Source organism: Catenuloplanes japonicus (assembly GCF_000717135.1).
Classification (GTDB): Bacteria; Actinomycetota; Actinomycetes; order Mycobacteriales; family Micromonosporaceae; genus Catenuloplanes; species Catenuloplanes japonicus.
Window position 1 is genome coordinate 475,687 of sequence record NZ_JNXY01000001.1, and the last position, 18,779, is coordinate 494,465.

Sequence of the window (18,779 nt, forward strand, 5' to 3'; positions counted from 1 at the left end):
ATGACCATCTTCGCCGACCGCGGCCTGCATCTCGGCGTGCTGGACACCCTGCTGTCCAACGGCGGCATCGCCGCGGCCGACCTGCGGGCCCTGGTCGAGTCCACCGGACCGGACGGCCCGGACGACGGCTATCCGGGCCCCGGCCCGCGCCTGGCCGCGTCGCTGGCGCTGCTGCACGCCGTCCCGATCCCGCCGGCCCTGGCCGCGACCGTCACGGAGGTGGACTTCGACGGCAGCAACGACATCTACATGCTCATCGAGCAGACCCTGGACATCGACACCGGCGGCGAGTCCGACGACTACAACGTGGCGTCGATCGAGGGCATCCACCTGCTGCCCGCGCTGCTTTCGCTGAACCTGGACGGCCACGGCTACCACCCGGACCCGCTCGACCTCACCCCGCTGGCCGGCCACCCGGCACTGACCACGCTGATGCTGACCGGCGCCTGCACCGCGGCCGGCACGCTGGAGTCACTGCCGGCGCTGCGCAACCTCGACGTCGGCCTGGCCCGCCTCGACGACCCCGCCGTGCTGCCCCGGCTGGCGGCCCGCGGCGTGACCGTCGTCAGCCGCTGAGACAACGATTGCGAGGTCCTGTGGGCTCCTACAACATTCTGGTGGCCGAGATGGAGTGTCCGCGCTGCCAGAGGCTCGCCGAATGCGAGGTGGAGTTCAAGCTCGGTCGGCTGGACCTGCGGACATATCGCCTGGGCGAGGCCCTGGAATGGGCCGGCGGAAATGGCCGCAAGCCGTTACGCAGGCCCGATGGTGGCAACGCTCGGACAGAGGGTTACGCCGACTGCCCCCAGTGCGGGCGTGACTTCTGGGTGACCATCCACGTGCAGGACGATCGACTCGCCGTGGTGGTTCCGGATCCAGCCAGGCCGGGTTACATCTGACCGGTGGGGCAGAGCCGGATGTCCTCGGAATCAGGCGTGCGCAGGACCGGTGGAATGCGTGGCCGGTGACCACGGATAACACCCGCGTTGCCCGATCCGGAACGGCGCCGAAATACATCCCGAGCCGTTTCCGGACCACGTCGGACATTGTCAGGATCGTCAGGTCCGCCGCGCTGTACACATGCTCCGCCACGGCACTGACGATAGAAGCTCAGGAGGCGCGCGGCTCTGCCGGTGCGGGGCCGGTGGACGGTGCGGGTCCGGTCCCGCCCGGTCGCAGGTGGACGGTCGTGTCGGGCGTGGTCAGCGTGAGTGCGGTGCCGTCGGTGGTGACGGTGGGCTGGGCGCCGAGGAGCTCTGTCAGCCACGTCTGCACGGCGACGAACTCTGCGGGGCAGGGCAGGTCGGTCGTGCTCAGGTCCGAGACGGTGAGCCGGTTGCCGTCGAGGCTGGTGCGGCCGGTGACGGTGTTGCATCCGGTGGCGGCGGAAAGGGTGCCGGGGCCGAAAGTCAGTGTGATCCGGCCGGGACCGTCCGTGACCTCGTATGTTCCGGCGAGGGCCGGAGGAGCGGCCGGTTCGGTGGTGCCGCAGGCGGCCAGGAGCGCCGCCGCTGCCACGGTTGTCAGCAGTCTGGTTCGCATTCCGGTTGGACGCTCCTCACCGCGATATGGTCGCGTGCCTCCCCGAAGACTCGAGAGAAAGTCACTCGGGAGAGGCACGCGGGATCTCCAAGGGTCACGAGGTCTCGTAGATCAGTCCGCTCCAGAAGGAGTTGAGCGGGCTGGCCCAGGCCACCCCGTTGGCGACGTTGCAGCCTTCGAGGCTGGAGCTGTGCAGCGCGACGGCCCAGCGGTTGCCGGAGCCGGGCAGCCAGTACCAGCCGCCGCCGCTGTCCCCGCCGCACGGGTCGTACCCGGCCATGCGGGTCTTGATGCCGGTGCCGACGTCGGTGACGGTGGCGCACGGGTTGCCGGCGCGGGCCGGGTCGGTGTAGCTGGCCGACAGGCAGTTGACGTCGTTGACCAGGTTGTAGCTCTCGCCGGTGACGGGTGAGTAGCTGGACGGCCCGATCATGATGCGGCCGGCGGTCTGCGTGGAGTAGAACGAGTTCGTCACCAGAATCGCGCCGGCGTCCTGGTTGCCGGAGTTGATGAAGTCCGTGGCCGGGCCGACGGTACGGGTGGTGCTGGTGCCGTTGGACCAGGTCTCGTTGAGGGTGCCCACGCAGTGGCCGGCGGTGAGTGCCCACCTGTTGTTGGCGCTGTCCCGGGCGGTGAAGCCCAGCGAGCACCAGAGCGTGCCGGAGCGGCGCAGCACCAGGCCGGCGCGCAGGTCGTTGTCGCAGTCCGTGCGCGAGGTGCAGGCGTCCGGGTGCTGGCTGACCTTGTCGCCCTGCTCGACCCGGACCCCGTCCGGGACGTCGGTGGCGCTGAGCGCGGAGAACTTCGCCTTCGGGACCCGGACCACGACCTCGTTGGTCTTGACGTCGATGGTCACCTCGCCGCCGGCGGCCTGTGCCAGTTTGTCCTTGCCGGTGCGGATGCTCTCCACCAGCGCGCCCAGCTCGGCCATCGAGCGGGGGACCTGGTGGGTGTTGACGACGAGCCCGGGTGTCCGTGCGGCCACCGTGCTGACGTCCTTGGCCGCGGCCGGCGTGGTGACCGCGATGTGGAACTCCGCCGTGTACGGGTCGAACCAGCCGCCCGCCCAGGTGGCCTTCTCGATGTCCAGGCCCTGCCGGAACGACTCGCTGCCAGCCTGGGCGCGGGCCGCGGTGAGCGCCGCGGCGGGCGAGAGGTCGGTGAACGACGTGCGGTAGGCGTCCGCCACGGTCTGCAGGTCGTTCCTGCCCGTGTCGTAGGCGGCCCGGGCGGGCGCGGCCTCCGCGGGGACGGCGAGCGCGGTGACGATCAGTGTGACCGCACCGACGGTGGCCAGGCACCGCCGTAGGTCGACGTTTTTCACAGGTGCTGCCCCTCTCCGATCGGAATTGATTCGCCTTGATGGCGGGCCTGAATTTAGCGCGCGCATAAAGATTCAATGGTGTCGAAGTCAATGATGTGACATGGGCGCCGATAAATGGCGGAGCGTGTCGTAAAAGGCGAATTGGAAGTCGGGTTCGTGACGTATTTTTCTGCGGCGTCCTGAATTGAAACGGTGCAGGGGTTAGAGTGGAGAGTGGACCTGACGCATAAGGAAGTCTTCGAGCGGTACCTGTACGCCGGCGCGATCACCCGGAACCCGGAGGCGATCGCCGCGATGTTCACCGACGACGGGGTGTACGAGTCGCCCCTGGTCCCCGACGATCACCCGCTGCGGCGCCTGACCGGCCGGGAGGAGATCCGGGCCGGCACCGCGCTGTTCCATCAGCGGCCTGCCCCTCCGGGTGTGATGAACGCGGAGCGGTCCGCCGTCGTCCTGCACGACACGGCCGACCCGGACGTCTTCATGGCGGAGATCGACGTGGCCTTCGACCAGGAGGGCGGCGGCCGTACCACCATGTCGCTCCTGCAGCTCTTCCGCCTGCGCGGCGGGGAGATCGCGATGCTGCGCGACTACTTCAGCGACGTCGGCGGCGAAGTTGACAAGGCCGATGGATAACCGTTACCTATAGCCCGGTGAACGGACCACTCCTCCTTGCCGCCCGGCTCGTCCTGCGCGGGCTCGGGCGGCGACGGGCCGAGGCCGCGCTGCTGCTGATCGCCGTCACGGCCGCCACCACGGCCATGACGATCGGCCTCGCGCTGGACGAGACCGTCTCCCGGCCGTACCAGCGGACGTGGGAGGCGACCAGGGGCCCGGACCTGGTCGTGGACGCGGCGGGCACCGGCCCGGAGTCGCTCGCCCGGATGGCGGAGATCGCGGCCCGGCCCGGCGTCGTCGCGCACGCCGGGCCGTACCCCCTGATCTTCAAGCATCTGACCGCCGCGGGCGTCACCATGCGGGTCGTGGTGCAGGGCCGGGACACGGCGCCGGCGGAGGTGGATCGGCCGGTCGTCACGGACGGCGACTGGATTCGGCCCGGCGGCGTCGTCATGGAGCGCGCGTTCGCGGAGGCGCTCGCCGTGCGGACCGGCGACACGGTGGTCATCGACGGGCACGCGATGACCGTGGCCGGGATCGCGGTCGGCACCGCGCGCGGCACGTTCCCGCAGAGCGGCTGGCACGAGCCGGGCGCGGTCGGCACCGAGAAGGGCGGCCTGGTCTGGGCGGACCGCGACGACCTCGTCACGATCGCGGGGGAGCAGCAGCCGTCGTACACGCTGAATCTCCTGGTCGGCGACGGCTGGACCGCCCCGGAGATCAGCCGCGGCTGGAGCATCCGGACCGCGGCGGAGATCGGCGCGCGGTACGGCTCGACGAACGAGCTCGCCGGGACCGCGCTCCGGACCGGCGGCTGGCTGCTGTCCGTGCTCGCGGTCACCGGCGTCGCCGGGATCGTCGCGGGCCGGATCGTCGCCCAGCGCCGCCGGGCCGGCCTGCTCCGCGCGGTCGGTGCCGGTCCGGGACTGATCGCCGGCGTGCTCCTGGCCGAGTACCTGGTGGTCGGGCTCGCCGCCGCCGGTCTCGGCCTGGCCATCGGCTGGCTCGCCGCGCCGCTGCTGTTCCGTCCCACGTCCGGGCTCCTGGCGCCGGACGGCGTCACCCCGCCGCCGTTGCGGCTGGGGCTCGCGGCCGTGGGGCTCGCGCTGGCGATCGCGGTCGCGGGCGCGCTCGCCCCGATCGTCCGGGCCGGCCGCCCGCGTGCGGCCCCGCGCCGCCGGACCTGGCGGGTGCGGCTGTCCCGGCGGCTGCCGGTCAGCGTGCTGATCGGCGTGCGGATCCACGCGCGCCGTACCGGCCGGGGCCGGCTCGTCACCGTGAACACGCTGGTCACCGCGGCCGCGTTCGCCGCGGTGCTCACCCACCTGGCGCAGGCCGACGACCCGCTGCGGGACGGCGCCTCGACGCTGCCCGACCCGCGCAACGAGCGGCTGGCCTCGGCGCTGCTCGTGATCGCGGTCCTGATCGGCCTGCTGGCGCTGCTCAACACCGCGGTCAGCACCTGGGCTGCGGTCCTGGACGCCCGGCATCCGCTCACCGTCGCCCGCGCGCTCGGCGCGACGCCGGTGCAGGCCGGTCTGGGCCTGACCGTGGCGCAGCTGCTCCCGGCGCTGCCCGGCGTCGTGCTCGGCGTGCCGCTCGGCGTCCTGCTCTACGGCGGTGACAAGTCTGCGCCCGGATCGTGGCTGCTCACGGGCGCGGTGGGCCTGCTGGTGCTGGTCGCCACGCTCACCGCGGTCCCGGCGCTGCTCTCCGCCCGGCACCCGGTCGCCGACGCCTTCCGTGCGACGCCCGCCACGACCGAGGTAGCGGCATAGTCAGATAATCTTTATATTGGTCCGGTGACGTGGAACCGGATGCTGTTGCTCGCGTACCCGAAGGGCCCGCGCCGTGACGAGGTGCTGGACACCCTGACCATGGCCGCGGAGGCCGGTGGGCGACGACCACAGACCCTCAACCTCATCCGGTACGGCCTGCGCGCCCGGCTGGGGCGCCCGCGGAGTCGTACCATCGTGGCCCTGAGTGTGCTCCTCGCGATCGCGGGCGGGTTCCTGGCCGCCTCCGTGACCAACCGGATCATCTGGGAGGCCGGCCCGGAGCTGCCCGGCGAGGCGCGCGCGGCCGAGATCGCCGGCCTGGTCGCGCCGGGCCTGCGGCTGGAGCTCTACGGCGGCGACGCGTTCGGCGACGGCCCGTTCGGCTACGCGCCGGGCGAGGAGGTGTCCGCGCGCAGCCTCCACCAGCGGACGAGCGGCCGGGCCGACACCCGCGACGTCGCCGGTTTCATGACCGGTGTGCGGCAGCGGGTCGAGGCGGCCGGCTGGCGGATCACCGAGGAGGCGAACCACGACGGGGAGCCGCTCGGCACCGGGCGGTGGTTCACCGCGCGCCAGGACGGACTGATCCTCAGCGTCAGCGACAACTACACGCCGGCGGACGGCACCGACTTCCTCATCGTCTCCCTCGGCGCGGCCGAGCCGGCCTGGATCTCCGTGGTCACCGTGACCGGCGGCCTGCTCGGCGCGATCGGCGCCTGGCTGCTGGCCGCCTGGGCGAGCCGCACCTCCGAGCACGCCCGCGGCACGTCCGTGCCGGCCGGCGCCGCGGCCTGGTTCGGGCTGCTGCTGCTCTGGCCCGCGCTGTACTACGCGCGGGCCTACCTCCCCGAGGTGGTCACCGGCGGCTATGAGCCCGGATACCCGTTCTGGGCGAACCTGACCTGGCAGAGCGAGTACGGCCCGCCCACCGCGCTCGCCGTGATCATGTTCGCCACCGCGCTCGGGCTCGCGCTGGCCGGCCGCCGGTTCGCGCCCGATCCGTCCCCGGTGGCCGGATAAAAGCTTCAGCCGCAGGCCGTACGGCCGATGGGAACGCTGCGAAACAGTGCCGCGTCGACCCGGAGGTGCCGTGATGACGCCCGCGCTCCAGGCCCGGCGCACCGTGGCCGCGCCCATCGTGCTCGCGGTGATCATCGCGGCCGGTCAGATCGTCTCGCTCGTCGAGCCGGGCCTGCGCTCGCCGCTCTTCGGGTTGTCGCTGGTGGTGCTGGACACGCTCGGCATCGTCTACAGCCTGCGCGCGGCCCGGTACGGCGCCCGCCTCACCTGGCGGATCACCGCGGCCGGCCGCGCGCTGTCGCTGTCCATGTCGATCTGCTTCGCGGTCAACGAGGTCAACGGCGCGCTCGCCTGGTGGTGGGCGGGCGCGCTGAGCGGCCTCACCATGTTCGCGGTGCTGACCGCTGCCGCGCTGTCCGCGTCGATCAGGCGGCTGCGCGGCCGGCAGCGGGTGGCGTTCGCGGCCGAGCTGCTCACGGTGTTCAGCTGCGCGTTCATGCTGGTCTGGCACCTGGTGCTGGACCCGGCGTTCAAGACGCCGGCGAGCTACCGGTGGGTGTTCGACATCGGCTTCGGGCTCGGCAACCTGCTGCTCAGCGTGGTGATCGGCACGGTGCTGCTGCGCGGCGCGTCCCGCGGCCTGCGCGAGCCGATCACACTGCTGCTCGGCGGCATGATCCTCTGGGCGGTCAGCGACACGGTCTTCTCCTCGATCCGGATCAACGGCCACGACCCGGACAGGAACGCGCTCGCGGTGCTGGCGCTGACCTCGGCGAGCCTGATCATGACGATCGCGGCGATGCGGATGACCCGCGACGCGCAGCCGGACGCGGGCGTCACCTGGGGCGCGCCGCCGATCTGGTCCACGCACCTGCCGTACATCGGCGTCGCGCTCGGCAGCGTGGTGCTGGTCGGCATCACGATCCGCAGCCAGCAGTTCTCCACCTGGGGCGGCCTGATCCTGGCACAGTGCGCGATGACGATCGCGGTGATGCTGCGGCAGGTCGTGTCGCTGCGGGACAGCCGGGAGGTCAGCAGCACGGACCCGCTGACCGGGCTGGCGAACCTGGCCGGCCTGCGCGCCGGGCTGCGCCGCACGAGCGGGCGGTTCGGCATCCTGCTCATCGACCTGGACGACTTCAAACCGGTCAACGACCGGTACGGCCACGAGACCGGCAACCTGCTGCTCACGCACGTGGCGCACACGCTGCGCGGGCAGATCCGGGCCACGGACATCGCGGCCCGGGTCGGCGGCGACGAGTTCGTGATCGTGCTGTGCGACCTGGCGGACGACGCGGAGGCCGGCCTGGTGGCCGAGCGCGTGCTGGCCGCGTTCGCCGGCACGCCGGTCGAGGTGGGCGAGCACGTGATCCACGCCCACGCCAGCATCGGGGTGGCGACGGCCGAGGACGGCGAGGACCCGCAGAGCGTCCAGCACCGGGCCGACCTGGCCATGTACGAGGCGAAGCGCAACGACAAGCACGGCTGGCGCGCCTACGACCCGTCGATGACCGACCAGCGCACCCGCGAGGCGATCCTCGCGGACCTGCTGGAGCACGCGATCGCCCACGACGAGCTGTCGGTGCACTACCAGCCGATCGTGGACCTGGCGTCCGGCCGGACCGTCGGCGTGGAGGCGCTGGCCCGCTGGCGGCACCCGTTGTACGGCTTCATCCCGCCGAACGAGTTCGTGCCGATCGCGGAGCGCTCCAACCTGATCCACGCGATCGGGCTGTGGATCCTGGAGGAGGCGTGCGCCCAGGTGCAGGACTGGCAGCGCCGCCAGCACACCGACCCGCTGCACCTGAGCGTCAACCTGTCGCCGCGGCAGCTGCTGAAACCGGGCATCGTGGCGGACATCGCCGGCGTGCTGGACCGGACCGGCCTGTCCCCGGCACACCTCACGCTGGAGATCACCGAGTCCGCGATCGTGGACGCGGGCACGGCCGCGCCCATCCTGGCCGAGTTCCGTGCGCGGGGCATCCGGATCGCGATCGACGACTTCGGCACCGGGTACTCCTCCCTGCAGTACCTGATCGGCCTGCCGATCGACAGCCTCAAGATCGACCGGGCGTTCGTGACCCAGCTGGACAGCACCACGCGCGGTGCCGCGGTGGCGGAGGCCGTGGTCCGGCTCGGTCAGGTTCTCGGCCTGGACACGGTCGCGGAGGGCATCGAGTCACCGGCGCAGGTCGCGGAGCTGCAGCTGCTCGGCTGCACCAGCGGCCAGGGCTACCTGTTCAGCAAGCCCAAGCCGGCCGCGGAGATCGAGGCGAGCCTCAACCTCATCCCGCGCCAAGCGGTCCAGTGAGTCTTCCCCACCCGTGCGCGCCCGTCCCGTGGACTCCTCGTGGCATCAGTCCGCTCGCCAGGTGGAGATTGCTCACCGAGGCACCGGAAAACTCGCCCACACGTGTTTCGCCTGGTCGGTGGTGTACCAGCCGACGTTCAGCGACAGCGACTGCGCGATCTGCAGGCCGCGGCCGCCGGCCGAGTCCCAGGACACGTCCGCGGGCTCCGGCGGCGTGTCCGGGTCCCGGTCCAGCACGTCCAGCACGAACTGGGTCTCGGTCCGCAGCAGTCGTACCTCCGTCGGCGGGCGTCCGTGCCGGATCGCGTTCGTCGCCAGTTCCGTGGCGACCAGCAGCATCCGCTCCGGCACGTCCGCGAGCGGCTCGCCGGGGATCTCCTCGCTCAGTCCGGCCCGCAGCGTGCGCAGTTCCTCCGGGGTGTGCAGGACCCAGGTCCTGATCTCATCGGCTTCGGGCGGCAGCGACGTGCTCAGATTGCTCACCTGCGGCAACTACCCCGATGTGACCTGCTCCACTCCCGTTGGCGGATCAGGGAATCCGGGCCACACCCGCGTGCACGGCCGCTTCCGCCGCGGTCGGGTGCGGGCCGTCCGCCCGCCAGTCCGCCACCGAGGTGATGCCGGGCGCGACCAGCTCCAGGCCGTCGAAGAACCGGGCAAATTCCGCACGGGTACGCGGAGCGGCCGGCTCACCGCTGCGGGCGAACGCGCCCCGCAGGCCGGCCGCCTCGTCCGGCGACAGATGGTCGAGCGTGCCGTTCGACATGACCAGGTAGCTGCCGGACGGCATGGCCCGCACCAGCCGTTCGACGATCCCGTACGGCCCGAACTCCTCCGGGAAGAAATGCATGACCGCGACCAGCATCAGCGCGACCGGCTGCGTCAGGTCGAGCGTGTCGCGCAGCCCGGCGGCGGTGAGAATCCGGTCCGGATCGCGCAGGTCCGCGTCGACGTAGGCGGTCGCGCCCTCGGCCGAACTGGTCAGCAGCGCCCGCGCGTGCACGAGCACGATCGGGTCGTTGTCGACGTAGACCACCCGGGACTCCGGCGCGATGCCCTGCGCGACCTCGTGCACGTTCGGCGCGGTGGGCAGGCCGCTGCCGATGTCCAGGAACTGCCGGACGCCCGCCTCGCGCGCCAGGAACGTGACCGCGCGCCGCAGGAACCCCCGGTTCTCCAGCGCCGCGATCCGCGCGGTGGGGAAGAACGTCGTGAGCATCTCCGCATTGGCCCGGTCGGCCTCGAAGTTGTCCTTGCCGCCGAGGAGGTAGTCGTACCGACGGGCCGGGTGCATGGTGCTGGTGTCGATGCCCGGAGGTACCTGACGGTCGGCCATGCGTTGTCCCATCCGGTGGCGTCTGTCGATGTCCCCGGAGTCTACCTTCAACCACTGTGGACGGTCAGTACTCGTCCGGTAGACGCATGGCAGGGCCTCCGGCCTGCAGTCCGAGCGGGGCCGCACGCCCGGCCGGCTCCTCCCAGTGCTCCTGGCGGCCGAGCGCGGTCAGATCCAGGTACCGGTTGCCGCCGACGAACGGCTCGATGCCTCGGCCCAGCGTCGAGTAGGTGTGGAAGACGTCGTCGCCGTCCCGCAGGAACGCGCTGATCGCCGGCCACTCGCCCCGGTCGTCCTGGCTCCAGGGTCTGCCGGCCGCATCCAGCTCGGCGCGGTCACGGAAGTTGAGCACGGGCTCGGCGACCCGGTCGTCCAGCGTGACGTGGAAGTCGTAGTTGAAGTCGTCGCTCGTTCCGTACCAGGGAAAGGTCCAGTTCATTCGTTTTCGGAAACCCTCGATCAGGGGGTACGGAGCGCGCGACACCCCCGCGAGCGACGTGTTGCGGACGTGCAGCTGGGTGAGCCCGGCGATGCCGTCCGCGATCGACGCACAGCTGGCGCATGGTGTAGCTTTTGCTGCTCCTTTATCATCATATGTCCACATGAAGTGATGCATGATCAGCTGGCGGCGGCCCTCGAACAGCGCGATCAGCGGCACCGGGCCGTCGGGGCCGTCGAAGACATACGGCTTCTCGATCCGGACCATCGGCAGCCTGCGCCGGTCCGCGTGGAGCCGCGCCTGTGCGGCCGTCAGCTCCTTCTCCCGCGCCAGCAACTCCTTGCGCGCGACCAGCCACTCGTCGCGGCTCACGGCTTTCGGCATCGTCATATGTGCAACATAAGGTTGCACGTCGCCGCCCGTCAAGCGCTGGAATGGCGTTCTGATTACTGGAACGTTATTCTGCCGAACATGCGAGTTCTGTTCAGCTGCACGCCCGCGATCGGGCACACCTACCCCCTCCTGCCGCTCGCCCGCGCGTTCGCCGGCCGCGGCGACCAGGTCGCGTTCGCCACCGCCGCCGGCATGGCCCCGGTGCTGGACGGCGAGGGTTTCACGCTGCTGCCCGCCGGCCCGATGCCGGACGTGCTCTTCGCCGAGGCCGAGGCCCGCACCGGCCAGGACGCGGGCGCGGACCCGACCCCGGCCAGCGTCTCCGCGTTCTTCGGCGAGGTCCGCCTCGACACCACCGCGGACGAGTCGCTCGCCGCGGCCCGCGAGTGGGCGCCGGACCTGATCGTCAACGAGCTCTTCGACCTGCCCGGCGCGCTCACCGCGGCCGTGCTCGGCGTGCCGCTGGCCACCGTCACCACCGGACCGGGCGCGCCCGCCGAGTTCTTCCAGGCCATCGCCGCGAACGTGGCGCCCTACTTCACCGCGCACGGCCTCCCCGCCCCGGCCACGCTCCCGGCCGGCCGCTGGGTGCTCGACGTCTGCCCGGACGCGCTCGGCCCGCTGGGCGTCCCGGACGGCGTGACCCGGCTGACGCTGCGCCCCGAGGCCCATCGCGCGCCCGGCGCCGGCACCGCGCCCGCGCTCGCGCCGCCCACGCCCGGCCGCCCGCGCGTGCTGGTCACGTTCGGCTCGTTCTCCGGCGACCGCGAGGTGGTGCGCACGCTGCTCGATGCGCTGGAGGAGGAGATCGACGCGGACTTCGTCGCCACCTCGATGCCCGGCGCCGAGGAAGACCCGCGGTTCCTGCCGTTCCAGTCGTTCGCCGGCCTGCTCGACGGCGTCACCGCGGTCGTCACGCACGGCGGCGCCGGCACCGTGCTCGGCGCGCTCTCCCTCGGCCTGCCGCTCGTCGTCGTGCCGCAGGGCGCGGACCAGTTCGTGCAGGCCGCCGCCGTCGCCGCGGCCGGCTGCGGCGTGGCGACCGCGCCCGGCCTGCCCGACCCGGCACAGCTGCGCGACGCGGTCCGCACCGTGCTCACCGACCCGGCCATCGCGGAGGCGGCCGCACGCGTCCGCAAGCAGATCGAGGCGATGAGCTCGCCGGACGAGGTGGCTGCGTCGCTGGCCGCCACGCTTTAAGCTCCTACGGCGGCCGTTGTCATCCGGTCGCCAGTACAACGGGGAGCACCATGAGCCGGCGCGCACAGTCCGCGGAACACACCCGGGTCCTCATCCTGCGCGCCGCGCTCGAGCGCTTCACCGCCGACGGGTACGCCAAGGCCACGGTCAACGACATCGCCCGCGCCGCCGGCGTGGTGGTGGCCACCGTCTACACCAGTGTCGGCGGCAAGCCGGTCCTGCTCGAACAGCTGGTCCGGCAGGGCGTCGAGGACACCGAGGTGGAGCGCACCACCGCGGCGATCCTGGCCGCCGGCACCGGCCGCGAGGTGATCGACCTGCTCGCGGACGGGACCGGGCTCACGTACCGCCGGCACGAGGCCGTGATCGGGCTGCTGCTCGACACGGCCGCCTACGAGCCGTTCGCCCGCCGCCTGCTCGCCGCCGGGAACCGCGCCTACCGCGAAGCGCTCGCGGTCGCGGCCCGGCGGCTGGCCGCGTTGGACGCGCTCGCGGACGGCGTCGACGTGGACCGCGCGACCGACGTGCTCTGGTACCTCTTCGGCATCCACTCCTGGCCCCGCCTGCTCCGCGACGCGACGTGGACGGGGCCGGAGGCGGACGCGTGGCTGCGCGAGACGGCCGCGCTCAGGCTCCTGCGCTAGCGCGGCGGCGGCGCTGCACATACGGCAGCACGAACAGATACAGCCCGGAGACCAGCAACAGCAGCAGCGGGAGTACGGGCAGCGTGTAGACCCATCCGGCGGGCTCGCCCTGCACGGCGAGCAGGACGGTGACCAGCACGACGGCGGCGGTGAAGACGATCGACAGCCAGCGGTGCACCTGGCGAATCAGCTTGTTCATGCAGCTCACGCTAGGTGCGCCGCGGCTGCCGCGCTTCTCGATTCCTGACGTCCCCGAAGGTCAGTCCGTGCTGAGCGCCCGGAGGCCGCGGGTCAGTTCGGAGAGGGCGGTGGGGAGAGACGGGTCCGGGGTTGCGTCGGGGCGGTGCGCCGGTGGAAGCGGACCGGGCCGTCCAGCAGGATGACCTCGGTCAGCGTCTGCGAGGGGAAGAGGCCGGGGGCGCCGACGGCGATGCCGGGGTCCAGCATGATCGCGGCGGTGAGGCCGTCGGCGATCGGGCGCTCGATCCAGTCCTGCACGCCGTTGTCCTCGGCGGTGCCGCGACGCCAGCCGCGCGACTCGAGGCCGAGCACCCGACCGGTCGGCGTCGTGACGTCGGTGACATCCGGGAGGCGGGTGAAGACCTCGCGGTAGATCTGCGGGAACGGTTGCAGGATCTCGTAGTCGGTGAAGACCGTGGCCCAGCGGCTCAGGTCGGTCGCGGCCGGGTGCGGCAGCACGATCACCGCGTCGTCCGGCACGACGAGCGGGGTGTCGTCCACGGTGGCGGGGCTGCGGTCCTCGGCGACCCGGAACGTCACGACCGTGTCGCCGTCGATCATGCCCCAGACCAGGCGTCGCACCAGGTGCCAGAGCAAGGGATGACCGGTCAGGTACGCGCGGAACTCCGCGCCGGTCCAGCGCCGTTCGTCCGTCATGGACCGTTCCAGGCGGCGCACCTGATCGACGGCGACGGTCCGCACGTCCTTCCTGAGCGCGGTGAACCGGGCGTAGGCGGCCGGATCGTCCTTGGCGCCGGGCTTCGGCAGCGCCTTGAGCCGGCGACCGGCGGCATCCGTCACCGAGGGTCTCAGCTGCTCGTCGAAGCCGACGATGAACCGCCGCGGACCGTAGTCCAGCGTGAGCGAGCCGTCCGCGGACAGCCCCAGGTCCGGGACCAGCCGGTCCGCCAGCTGTGCCGGGCTCAGCCCATCGCGTCCGCCACCTCGGCGATCCTGTCCACGGCCCGGTCCTTGAGCCCCTTGAACGTCACCCGCTGGGCGATGCCGTGCAGATGCATCAGCGCCACGCCGGTGCCGATCGAGGCCGGCACGTCCAGCCCGGCGACGGCCTTGCGGTGCCCGCGCTCACCCGGCCAGGCCCGGATCACCGGCGTCAGCCGGCGCACGGTCTCGTCGTCGCCGACCAGCCCCAGCGCATCCAGCGCCCACTTCTCCTTCGCCGGCGCCCCGGCGTTCTGCCATCGCTGGAACAGCCCCCATCCGAACTCGGCCAGATCGGCGGCGTCCAGCACCGCGACGGCCAGGGGCACGCCGGGACGGACCGCACCCGGCGCGGACATCGCCGGCATGGTGAGCAGATGCCCGGTGGGCCCGGCGGGCAGCGTGCCCGGGTCGTCCTTCAACCGGATCCGGGGCAGCGTGGCCGGGTCCGCCCACGCAGGCAGCGCCGGCGACGGCCGCCACCACCGCGCCGACGCCGAGGCCGGTGGCCCTTCCGGGGCCGGCGAGCCTGGCGCGGGCCGCGGCGGCAAGGTCCGGCTCCATGGTGACCAGCGCGTTGCGTGCCCAGGGCCCGTAACGGTCGAGGAACGTGGAAGGCTTCACCACGGACGGTTTCGCCGTGAACCAGCCGCCGCGCCGCAGATGGTGACTGCGGCGCCAGGCGGGGCTGGGCACGATGACGGCTTCGCTCACGGCGGCACCGTAGCGAGCGGGTCCGACAGATTCAGCGCAGTCCGGCCTCGCGCAGCAACGACTCGCGCTGCTCGGCCGGGAGCAGGTCCACATAGACCGTGCCGTTGAGGTGGTCGGTCTCGTGCTGGAGGCAGCGGGCGAAGTAGCCGGTGCCGGTCACCGTGAGCGGGGTGCCGTGGCGATCGAAACCGGTCACGGTCGCCTCGGTCGCGCGGGACACGGACGCGCGCGGGCCCGGCACGGACAGGCACCCCTCGGTCCCGTCGTCCAGCGTGGCGGAGAGCGCGGTCAGCACCGGGTTGACCACGTGGCCGACCTGACGTTCGTCGTCGGCGTCCGGGCAGTCGTAGACGAAGATCTGCGCGTCCACGCCGATCTGGTTCGCGGCCAGGCCGACGCCGCGGGCCTCGTGCATGGACGCGAACATGACGTCGATGAGGTCGGAGAGTGCCTGGTCGAAGACGGTCACGTCCGCACAGCGGCGGTGCAGGACCGGGGTGCCGTAGTACGTGATCGGCCGGGAGTTCACCACCACGACACCATACGCGATCTATCCCCGGTTTGATCTTGCTGCTAGGTTGTTGCAAAAGTCTGGCAACAACGGGATGGCGGGAGTAGGGGTGTCGACCGACACGCTGGGCGTGCGCGCACGCCGGCGCAGCACCGTGCTCTGGACGACCGGCCTGAGCGCCGGTCTGATCGTGACCGGTCTGATCGCGGTCGGCACCGGCGCCATCGCGATCGACCCGGCCACGGTCGCCCGGATCGTGATCCACCAGCTGACCGGCCTGGACACCGGCGACTGGACGCCGCCGCAGGAGGCGATCGTCTGGCAGGTGCGCCTGCCCCGCGTGCTGCTCGGCATGACGGTCGGCGCCGGGCTCGCGATCTGCGGCGTCGCGCTGCAGGCCATGGTGCGCAACGTGCTCGCCGACCCGTACCTGCTCGGCATCAACTCCGGCGCCTCCAGCGGTGCGGCCGCGGCCATCCTGTTCGGCGCCGGTGCGGGCTTCGGCCAGTACGCGCTCTCCACCAGCGCGTTCCTCGGCGCGCTCGGTGCCTCGCTGCTGGTCTTCCTGATCGCACGGTCCGGCGGGCGGATGACCAGCATCCGCCTGCTGCTGGCCGGCGTCGCGGTCGGCTACGCGCTCTACGCCACCACCAGCTTCCTGATCTTCGCGTCCGGGTCGGCCGAGGGCGCGCGGTCGGTGATGTTCTGGCTGCTCGGCTCGCTCGGCCTGGCCCGCTGGGACCCGCTGATGGCGGTCACCGCGACCGTCGTCGCCGGCGCCACGCTCTACCTGACCGTCGTGGGCCGGCGGCTGGACGTGCTCGCGGTCGGCGACGAGACCGCGCACACGCTCGGCGTCTCGCCGGACCGGTTCCGCCTGCGGCTGCTGGTGGTCGTCTCGCTCGCGGTCGGCGTGCTGGTCTCCGCCTCCGGCAGCATCGGTTTCGTCGGCCTGGTCGTGCCCCACCTGGCCCGCCGCATCGTCGGCGCCGCGCACGTGCGCGTGGTGCCGGTGTCCGCGCTGCTCGGCGCGATCCTGCTGGTCTGGGCGGACGTGATCGCCCGCGTGCTGCTGGCCCCGCAGGAGATCCCGATCGGGATCATCACATCGCTGCTGGGCGCCCCGTTCCTCCTGATCCTGATCCGCCGTCTGCACGCCTGAAGGAGCCCTCGATGAAGGCACGCCTGGCCGCCGTCTCCGCCGCCACCCTCGTGATATCCGGGTGCGGCGCACAGGCTCAAGCCCCCGACGCGCAATCGGTCACGGTCACGAACTGCGGCGTCGAGGTCACGTTCGACACGGTGCCGGAGCGCGTGGTGCTGCTGAAGAGCGCGGCCGTGCCGTACCTCCACGACCTCGGCGTTCTTGATCGTGTCACCGCGCGCGCCGGGCAGTACCCGACCGAGTACTACGACGCCGCCACGCTCGCGGAACTGGAGAAGATCCCGCTGCTGACGGACAAGACCGACACCAGCGGTCACCTGCAGATCTCCAAGGAGGTGGTGATCAGCCAGCAGCCCGACCTGGTGCTCGGCGAGGTCGACAACCTCTCCCGCGACACGCTGTCCGCCGTGGACATCCCGCTCCTGGAGGAGCCGGTCCTCTGCCCGGACAGCACGGTGGTTCCGTCGTTCGACAGCATCTACGACCAGATGTCCACCTACGGCCGCGTGTTCGGTCGCGCCGAGGCGGCGGAGACCGCGGTCGCCGCGCTCAAGGAGCGCATGGCGAAGATCCAGAGCAGCCCGTCCGGCCGTACCGCCGCGGTCCTCTACCCCACGGTCGGCGGCGGCGTCACCTACGCCTACGGCAGCACCAGCATGGCCCACCCGCAGCTGCAGGCCGCCGGCTTCACCAACGTGTTCGGCGACGCCACCGACCGGGTCTTCGAGGTCACGCCGGAGGAGTTGCTCGGCCGGAACCCCGACGTGATCGTCCTGCTCTACAGCGACGGCGACCCCGCGGCCGTGCAGAACGCGCTCACCGGCCTGCCCGGCGCCGAGAAGCTCACCGCGGTCCAGAACGGCGACGTCATGCCGCAGCTGTTCAACTTCACCGAGCCCGCGTCCCCGCTCAGCATCGACGGACTGGAGAAGATCGTCGCGCGCTTCCCGGCCGGCGCATGATCGAGGCGGCCGGGGTGACCTGGCGCTACGGCGCCGACCCCGTCATCGACGACGTCAGCGTGACCGCGCGCCCCGGCCGCGTGCTCGGCCTGATCGGCCCGAACGGCAGCGGCAAGACCACGCTGCTCCGCCTGCTCTACGGCGCGCTGCGCTCCGCCACCGGCACGGTCACGGTCGACGGGGACACACTGACCGGGCTCGCCCCGCGCGAGGCCGCACGCCGCCTCGCCGTCGTGGTGCAGGAGAACGGCGGCGAGACCGCGCTGACCGTCGCCGAGATGGTGCTGCTCGGCCGCGGCCCGCACCTCGGCACGTTCCAGCGCACCGGCCCCGCCGATCACGAGATCGCCGCGCGATGCCTCGATCGGGTCGGCGCGTCGCACCTGGGCGCGCGGGCGTTCGCCGGACTGTCCGGCGGCGAGCGGCAACGCGTGCTGATCGCCCGCGCGCTCGCCCAGCAGGCCACCCACCTGCTGCTCGACGAGCCGACCAACCACCTGGACATCCGCTACCAGCACGAGATCCTGCGCCTGGTGCGCGGCCTCGGGACGTGCGCCGTCGTGGTGCTGCACGACCTCAACCTGGCGGCCCGCTACTGCGACGACCTGATCCTGCTCGGCCGCGGCGGCGTCGTGGCCGCGGGCAGCACCGGCGACGTCCTGGACCCTGCCGTGCTGGAACCGGTCTACGGCATCGGCATCCGTCGCCTGGAGCTCGAAGGGGCTCTCCACCTGCTGTTCCACCCACTGGAGGAGCGCGTCGCATGAGCACCGCCCCACAGGACCGGATCAACGCGTACTGGACCGGCCGCGCCCCCGTCTACGACGCCCACGTGCGGCGCCCGTCCCGCTTCGACGCGGACCAGGAGGCGTGGTCGGCGATCTGGCGGTCCGCCCTCGGCCCGTCCCCGCTCGACGTGCTCGACGTCGGCACCGGCACCGGCCAGGTCGCCATGGTCCTGGCCGGCCTCGGGCACCGCGTCACCGGCATCGACCTGGCCGAGGGAATGCTGGCCCACGCGCGTACCCACGCCGCCCTTCTCGAGAACCCCCCGACGATCCTGCACGGCGACGCCGTCACCCCGGACTTCCCACCCGCGTCCTTCGACGCAGTGGTCAGCCGCTACCTCCTGTGGACGCTCCGCGACCCCGCCTCCGCGATCGCCAACTGGCGCCGGCTGCTGCGGCCGGGCGGCACCGTCGCGGTCGTCGACAGCACCTGGTTCCCGAACGGTCTCACCAGCCCCGCCGATTCCTTCGACGACCTCTACGACGCCGAGGTCCACGCCACGCTCCCACTCGCCACCGCCAAGACCATCGACGAGTCCGCAGCCGTACTCACCCGCGCCGGACTGCACAACGTGACAGTGACGCCGCTGGAGGCCATCTACGACCTCGACCGCCGGCTCGGCACCACCCCGGACCATGAGCACCAGATGCAGTACATGCTCACCACCCGCATCTGACAGCCGAAATCTGAATCTTCCCGCTTCCGGCACGGTCGCGGTCCGCATGCTCCCGCGGGCGCTCGTGCCGGCCTGGGGGCGACCCCAGACCCCGCCTCCAGACTTACCCGGCGGTTCCGTCGGCAGGGGTCGTGCGAGCGCGAATGACCGAGAACAACCCAGATCCAGATCTTCC

At 72.0% G+C, this 18,779-nt stretch carries 21 protein-coding genes; 12 read left to right on the forward strand and 9 right to left on the reverse strand.

What is annotated here, in order from left to right; translation table 11 throughout:
- Entirely contained in the window at positions 1–576 is a 576-nt protein-coding gene (locus tag OP04_RS02210) for a DUF6892 domain-containing protein (protein WP_033337671.1), read from the forward strand.
- A gap of 41 nt (positions 577–617) precedes the next feature.
- The gene (locus OP04_RS02215) at positions 618–899 is read left to right on the forward strand and encodes a hypothetical protein (protein ID WP_157239133.1); all 282 of its coding nucleotides are present in this window, start codon (positions 618–620) and stop codon (positions 897–899) included.
- Positions 900–1,110: 211 nt separating this feature from the next.
- On the opposite strand, the gene OP04_RS49040 is transcribed toward OP04_RS02215, so the two are convergent.
- Together OP04_RS49040 and OP04_RS02225 are read right to left on the reverse strand one after the other, a co-directional pair.
- Complete coding sequence (locus tag OP04_RS49040; protein WP_085066145.1) at positions 1,111–1,542, reverse strand: META domain-containing protein; 432 nt, start codon at positions 1,540–1,542, stop codon at positions 1,111–1,113.
- Positions 1,543–1,636: 94 nt separating this feature from the next.
- The gene (locus OP04_RS02225) at positions 1,637–2,866 is read right to left on the reverse strand and encodes a chymotrypsin family serine protease (protein WP_033337673.1); all 1,230 of its coding nucleotides are present in this window, start codon (positions 2,864–2,866) and stop codon (positions 1,637–1,639) included.
- Between the two features lie 213 nt (positions 2,867–3,079).
- Here OP04_RS02225 and OP04_RS02230 point away from each other — a divergent pair, with 213 nt between their 5' ends.
- The 4 genes from OP04_RS02230 (at position 3,080) to OP04_RS02245 (ending at position 8,593) form a co-directional block, all read left to right on the forward strand.
- Positions 3,080–3,502, forward strand: a complete 423-nt coding sequence (locus OP04_RS02230) for a nuclear transport factor 2 family protein (protein ID WP_051796954.1) — start codon at positions 3,080–3,082, stop codon at positions 3,500–3,502.
- A gap of 17 nt (positions 3,503–3,519) precedes the next feature.
- Positions 3,520–5,262 (forward strand): FtsX-like permease family protein, encoded by a 1,743-nt coding sequence (locus OP04_RS02235; RefSeq protein ID WP_033337674.1) that lies wholly within the window; start codon positions 3,520–3,522, stop codon positions 5,260–5,262.
- Positions 5,263–5,286: 24 nt separating this feature from the next.
- Entirely contained in the window at positions 5,287–6,282 is a 996-nt protein-coding gene (locus tag OP04_RS02240) for a hypothetical protein (protein WP_033337675.1), read from the forward strand.
- Positions 6,283–6,355: 73 nt separating this feature from the next.
- On the forward strand, positions 6,356–8,593 hold the full coding sequence (locus OP04_RS02245) for a putative bifunctional diguanylate cyclase/phosphodiesterase (protein ID WP_051796955.1): 2,238 nt from the start codon (positions 6,356–6,358) through the stop codon (positions 8,591–8,593).
- Positions 8,594–8,665: 72 nt separating this feature from the next.
- Here the strand turns inward: OP04_RS02245 and OP04_RS02250 are convergent, their stop codons facing one another.
- From OP04_RS02250 to OP04_RS02260, 3 genes are all read right to left on the reverse strand, one after another.
- On the reverse strand, positions 8,666–9,076 hold the full coding sequence (locus OP04_RS02250) for an ATP-binding protein (RefSeq protein ID WP_033337676.1): 411 nt from the start codon (positions 9,074–9,076) through the stop codon (positions 8,666–8,668).
- A 46-nt stretch (positions 9,077–9,122) separates the two neighbouring features.
- Positions 9,123–9,929, reverse strand: a complete 807-nt coding sequence (locus tag OP04_RS02255; RefSeq protein WP_033337677.1) for an SAM-dependent methyltransferase — start codon at positions 9,927–9,929, stop codon at positions 9,123–9,125.
- Positions 9,930–9,993: 64 nt separating this feature from the next.
- Positions 9,994–10,758 (reverse strand): DUF899 domain-containing protein, encoded by a 765-nt coding sequence (locus OP04_RS02260; RefSeq protein ID WP_033337678.1) that lies wholly within the window; start codon positions 10,756–10,758, stop codon positions 9,994–9,996.
- A gap of 81 nt (positions 10,759–10,839) precedes the next feature.
- Here OP04_RS02260 and OP04_RS02265 point away from each other — a divergent pair, with 81 nt between their 5' ends.
- On the forward strand, positions 10,840–11,961 hold the full coding sequence (locus OP04_RS02265; RefSeq protein WP_033337679.1) for a glycosyltransferase: 1,122 nt from the start codon (positions 10,840–10,842) through the stop codon (positions 11,959–11,961).
- 50 nt (positions 11,962–12,011) lie between these two features.
- The gene (locus OP04_RS02270; protein ID WP_033337680.1) at positions 12,012–12,605 is read left to right on the forward strand and encodes a TetR/AcrR family transcriptional regulator; all 594 of its coding nucleotides are present in this window, start codon (positions 12,012–12,014) and stop codon (positions 12,603–12,605) included.
- Here the strand turns inward: OP04_RS02270 and OP04_RS02275 are convergent.
- From OP04_RS02275 to def, 4 genes are all read right to left on the reverse strand, one after another.
- Positions 12,589–12,804 (reverse strand): hypothetical protein, encoded by a 216-nt coding sequence (locus tag OP04_RS02275; RefSeq protein WP_033337681.1) that lies wholly within the window; start codon positions 12,802–12,804, stop codon positions 12,589–12,591. The genes OP04_RS02270 and OP04_RS02275 overlap by 17 nt on opposite strands.
- A gap of 92 nt (positions 12,805–12,896) precedes the next feature.
- A complete protein-coding gene (locus tag OP04_RS55405; RefSeq protein ID WP_051796956.1) occupies positions 12,897–13,646 on the reverse strand; it encodes a DUF4132 domain-containing protein in 750 nt (249 codons plus the stop codon).
- 122 nt (positions 13,647–13,768) lie between these two features.
- Positions 13,769–14,338, reverse strand: a complete 570-nt coding sequence (locus OP04_RS55410) for a hypothetical protein (protein WP_232323433.1) — start codon at positions 14,336–14,338, stop codon at positions 13,769–13,771.
- Positions 14,339–14,532: 194 nt separating this feature from the next.
- Entirely contained in the window at positions 14,533–15,030 is a 498-nt protein-coding gene (def, locus tag OP04_RS02285) for a peptide deformylase (protein WP_408606697.1), read from the reverse strand.
- A gap of 91 nt (positions 15,031–15,121) precedes the next feature.
- Between def and OP04_RS02290 the strand changes: the two genes are divergently transcribed.
- The 4 genes from OP04_RS02290 to OP04_RS02305 are packed head-to-tail and all read left to right on the forward strand — an operon-like array spanning position 15,122 to position 18,604.
- On the forward strand, positions 15,122–16,174 hold the full coding sequence (locus OP04_RS02290; protein ID WP_198153659.1) for a FecCD family ABC transporter permease: 1,053 nt from the start codon (positions 15,122–15,124) through the stop codon (positions 16,172–16,174).
- 11 nt (positions 16,175–16,185) lie between these two features.
- On the forward strand, positions 16,186–17,139 hold the full coding sequence (locus tag OP04_RS02295) for an ABC transporter substrate-binding protein (RefSeq protein WP_033337684.1): 954 nt from the start codon (positions 16,186–16,188) through the stop codon (positions 17,137–17,139).
- Entirely contained in the window at positions 17,136–17,906 is a 771-nt protein-coding gene (locus OP04_RS02300) for an ABC transporter ATP-binding protein (protein WP_033337685.1), read from the forward strand. The genes OP04_RS02295 and OP04_RS02300 overlap by 4 nt, the downstream gene beginning before the upstream one ends.
- Positions 17,903–18,604, forward strand: coding sequence for a class I SAM-dependent methyltransferase (locus OP04_RS02305; RefSeq protein WP_051796958.1), 702 nt, complete (start codon positions 17,903–17,905; stop codon positions 18,602–18,604). The genes OP04_RS02300 and OP04_RS02305 overlap by 4 nt, the downstream gene beginning before the upstream one ends.
- Positions 18,605–18,779 lie beyond the last annotated feature (175 nt).

Coding starts and splice junctions, on each gene's coding strand:
- OP04_RS02210 (WP_033337671.1), top strand. CDS start 1: ATGACCATCTTCGCCGACCGCGGCCTGCATCTCGGCGTGCTGGACACC.
- OP04_RS49040 (WP_085066145.1), bottom strand. CDS start 1,542: ATGCGAACCAGACTGCTGACAACCGTGGCAGCGGCGGCGCTCCTGGCC.
- OP04_RS02245 (WP_051796955.1), top strand. CDS start 6,356: ATGACGCCCGCGCTCCAGGCCCGGCGCACCGTGGCCGCGCCCATCGTG.
- OP04_RS02255 (WP_033337677.1), bottom strand. CDS start 9,929: ATGGCCGACCGTCAGGTACCTCCGGGCATCGACACCAGCACCATGCAC.
- OP04_RS02260 (WP_033337678.1), bottom strand. CDS start 10,758: ATGACGATGCCGAAAGCCGTGAGCCGCGACGAGTGGCTGGTCGCGCGC.
- OP04_RS02265 (WP_033337679.1), top strand. CDS start 10,840: ATGCGAGTTCTGTTCAGCTGCACGCCCGCGATCGGGCACACCTACCCC.
- OP04_RS02270 (WP_033337680.1), top strand. CDS start 12,012: ATGAGCCGGCGCGCACAGTCCGCGGAACACACCCGGGTCCTCATCCTG.
- OP04_RS02275 (WP_033337681.1), bottom strand. CDS start 12,804: ATGAACAAGCTGATTCGCCAGGTGCACCGCTGGCTGTCGATCGTCTTC.
- OP04_RS02295 (WP_033337684.1), top strand. CDS start 16,186: ATGAAGGCACGCCTGGCCGCCGTCTCCGCCGCCACCCTCGTGATATCC.
- OP04_RS02300 (WP_033337685.1), top strand. CDS start 17,136: ATGATCGAGGCGGCCGGGGTGACCTGGCGCTACGGCGCCGACCCCGTC.
- OP04_RS02305 (WP_051796958.1), top strand. CDS start 17,903: ATGAGCACCGCCCCACAGGACCGGATCAACGCGTACTGGACCGGCCGC.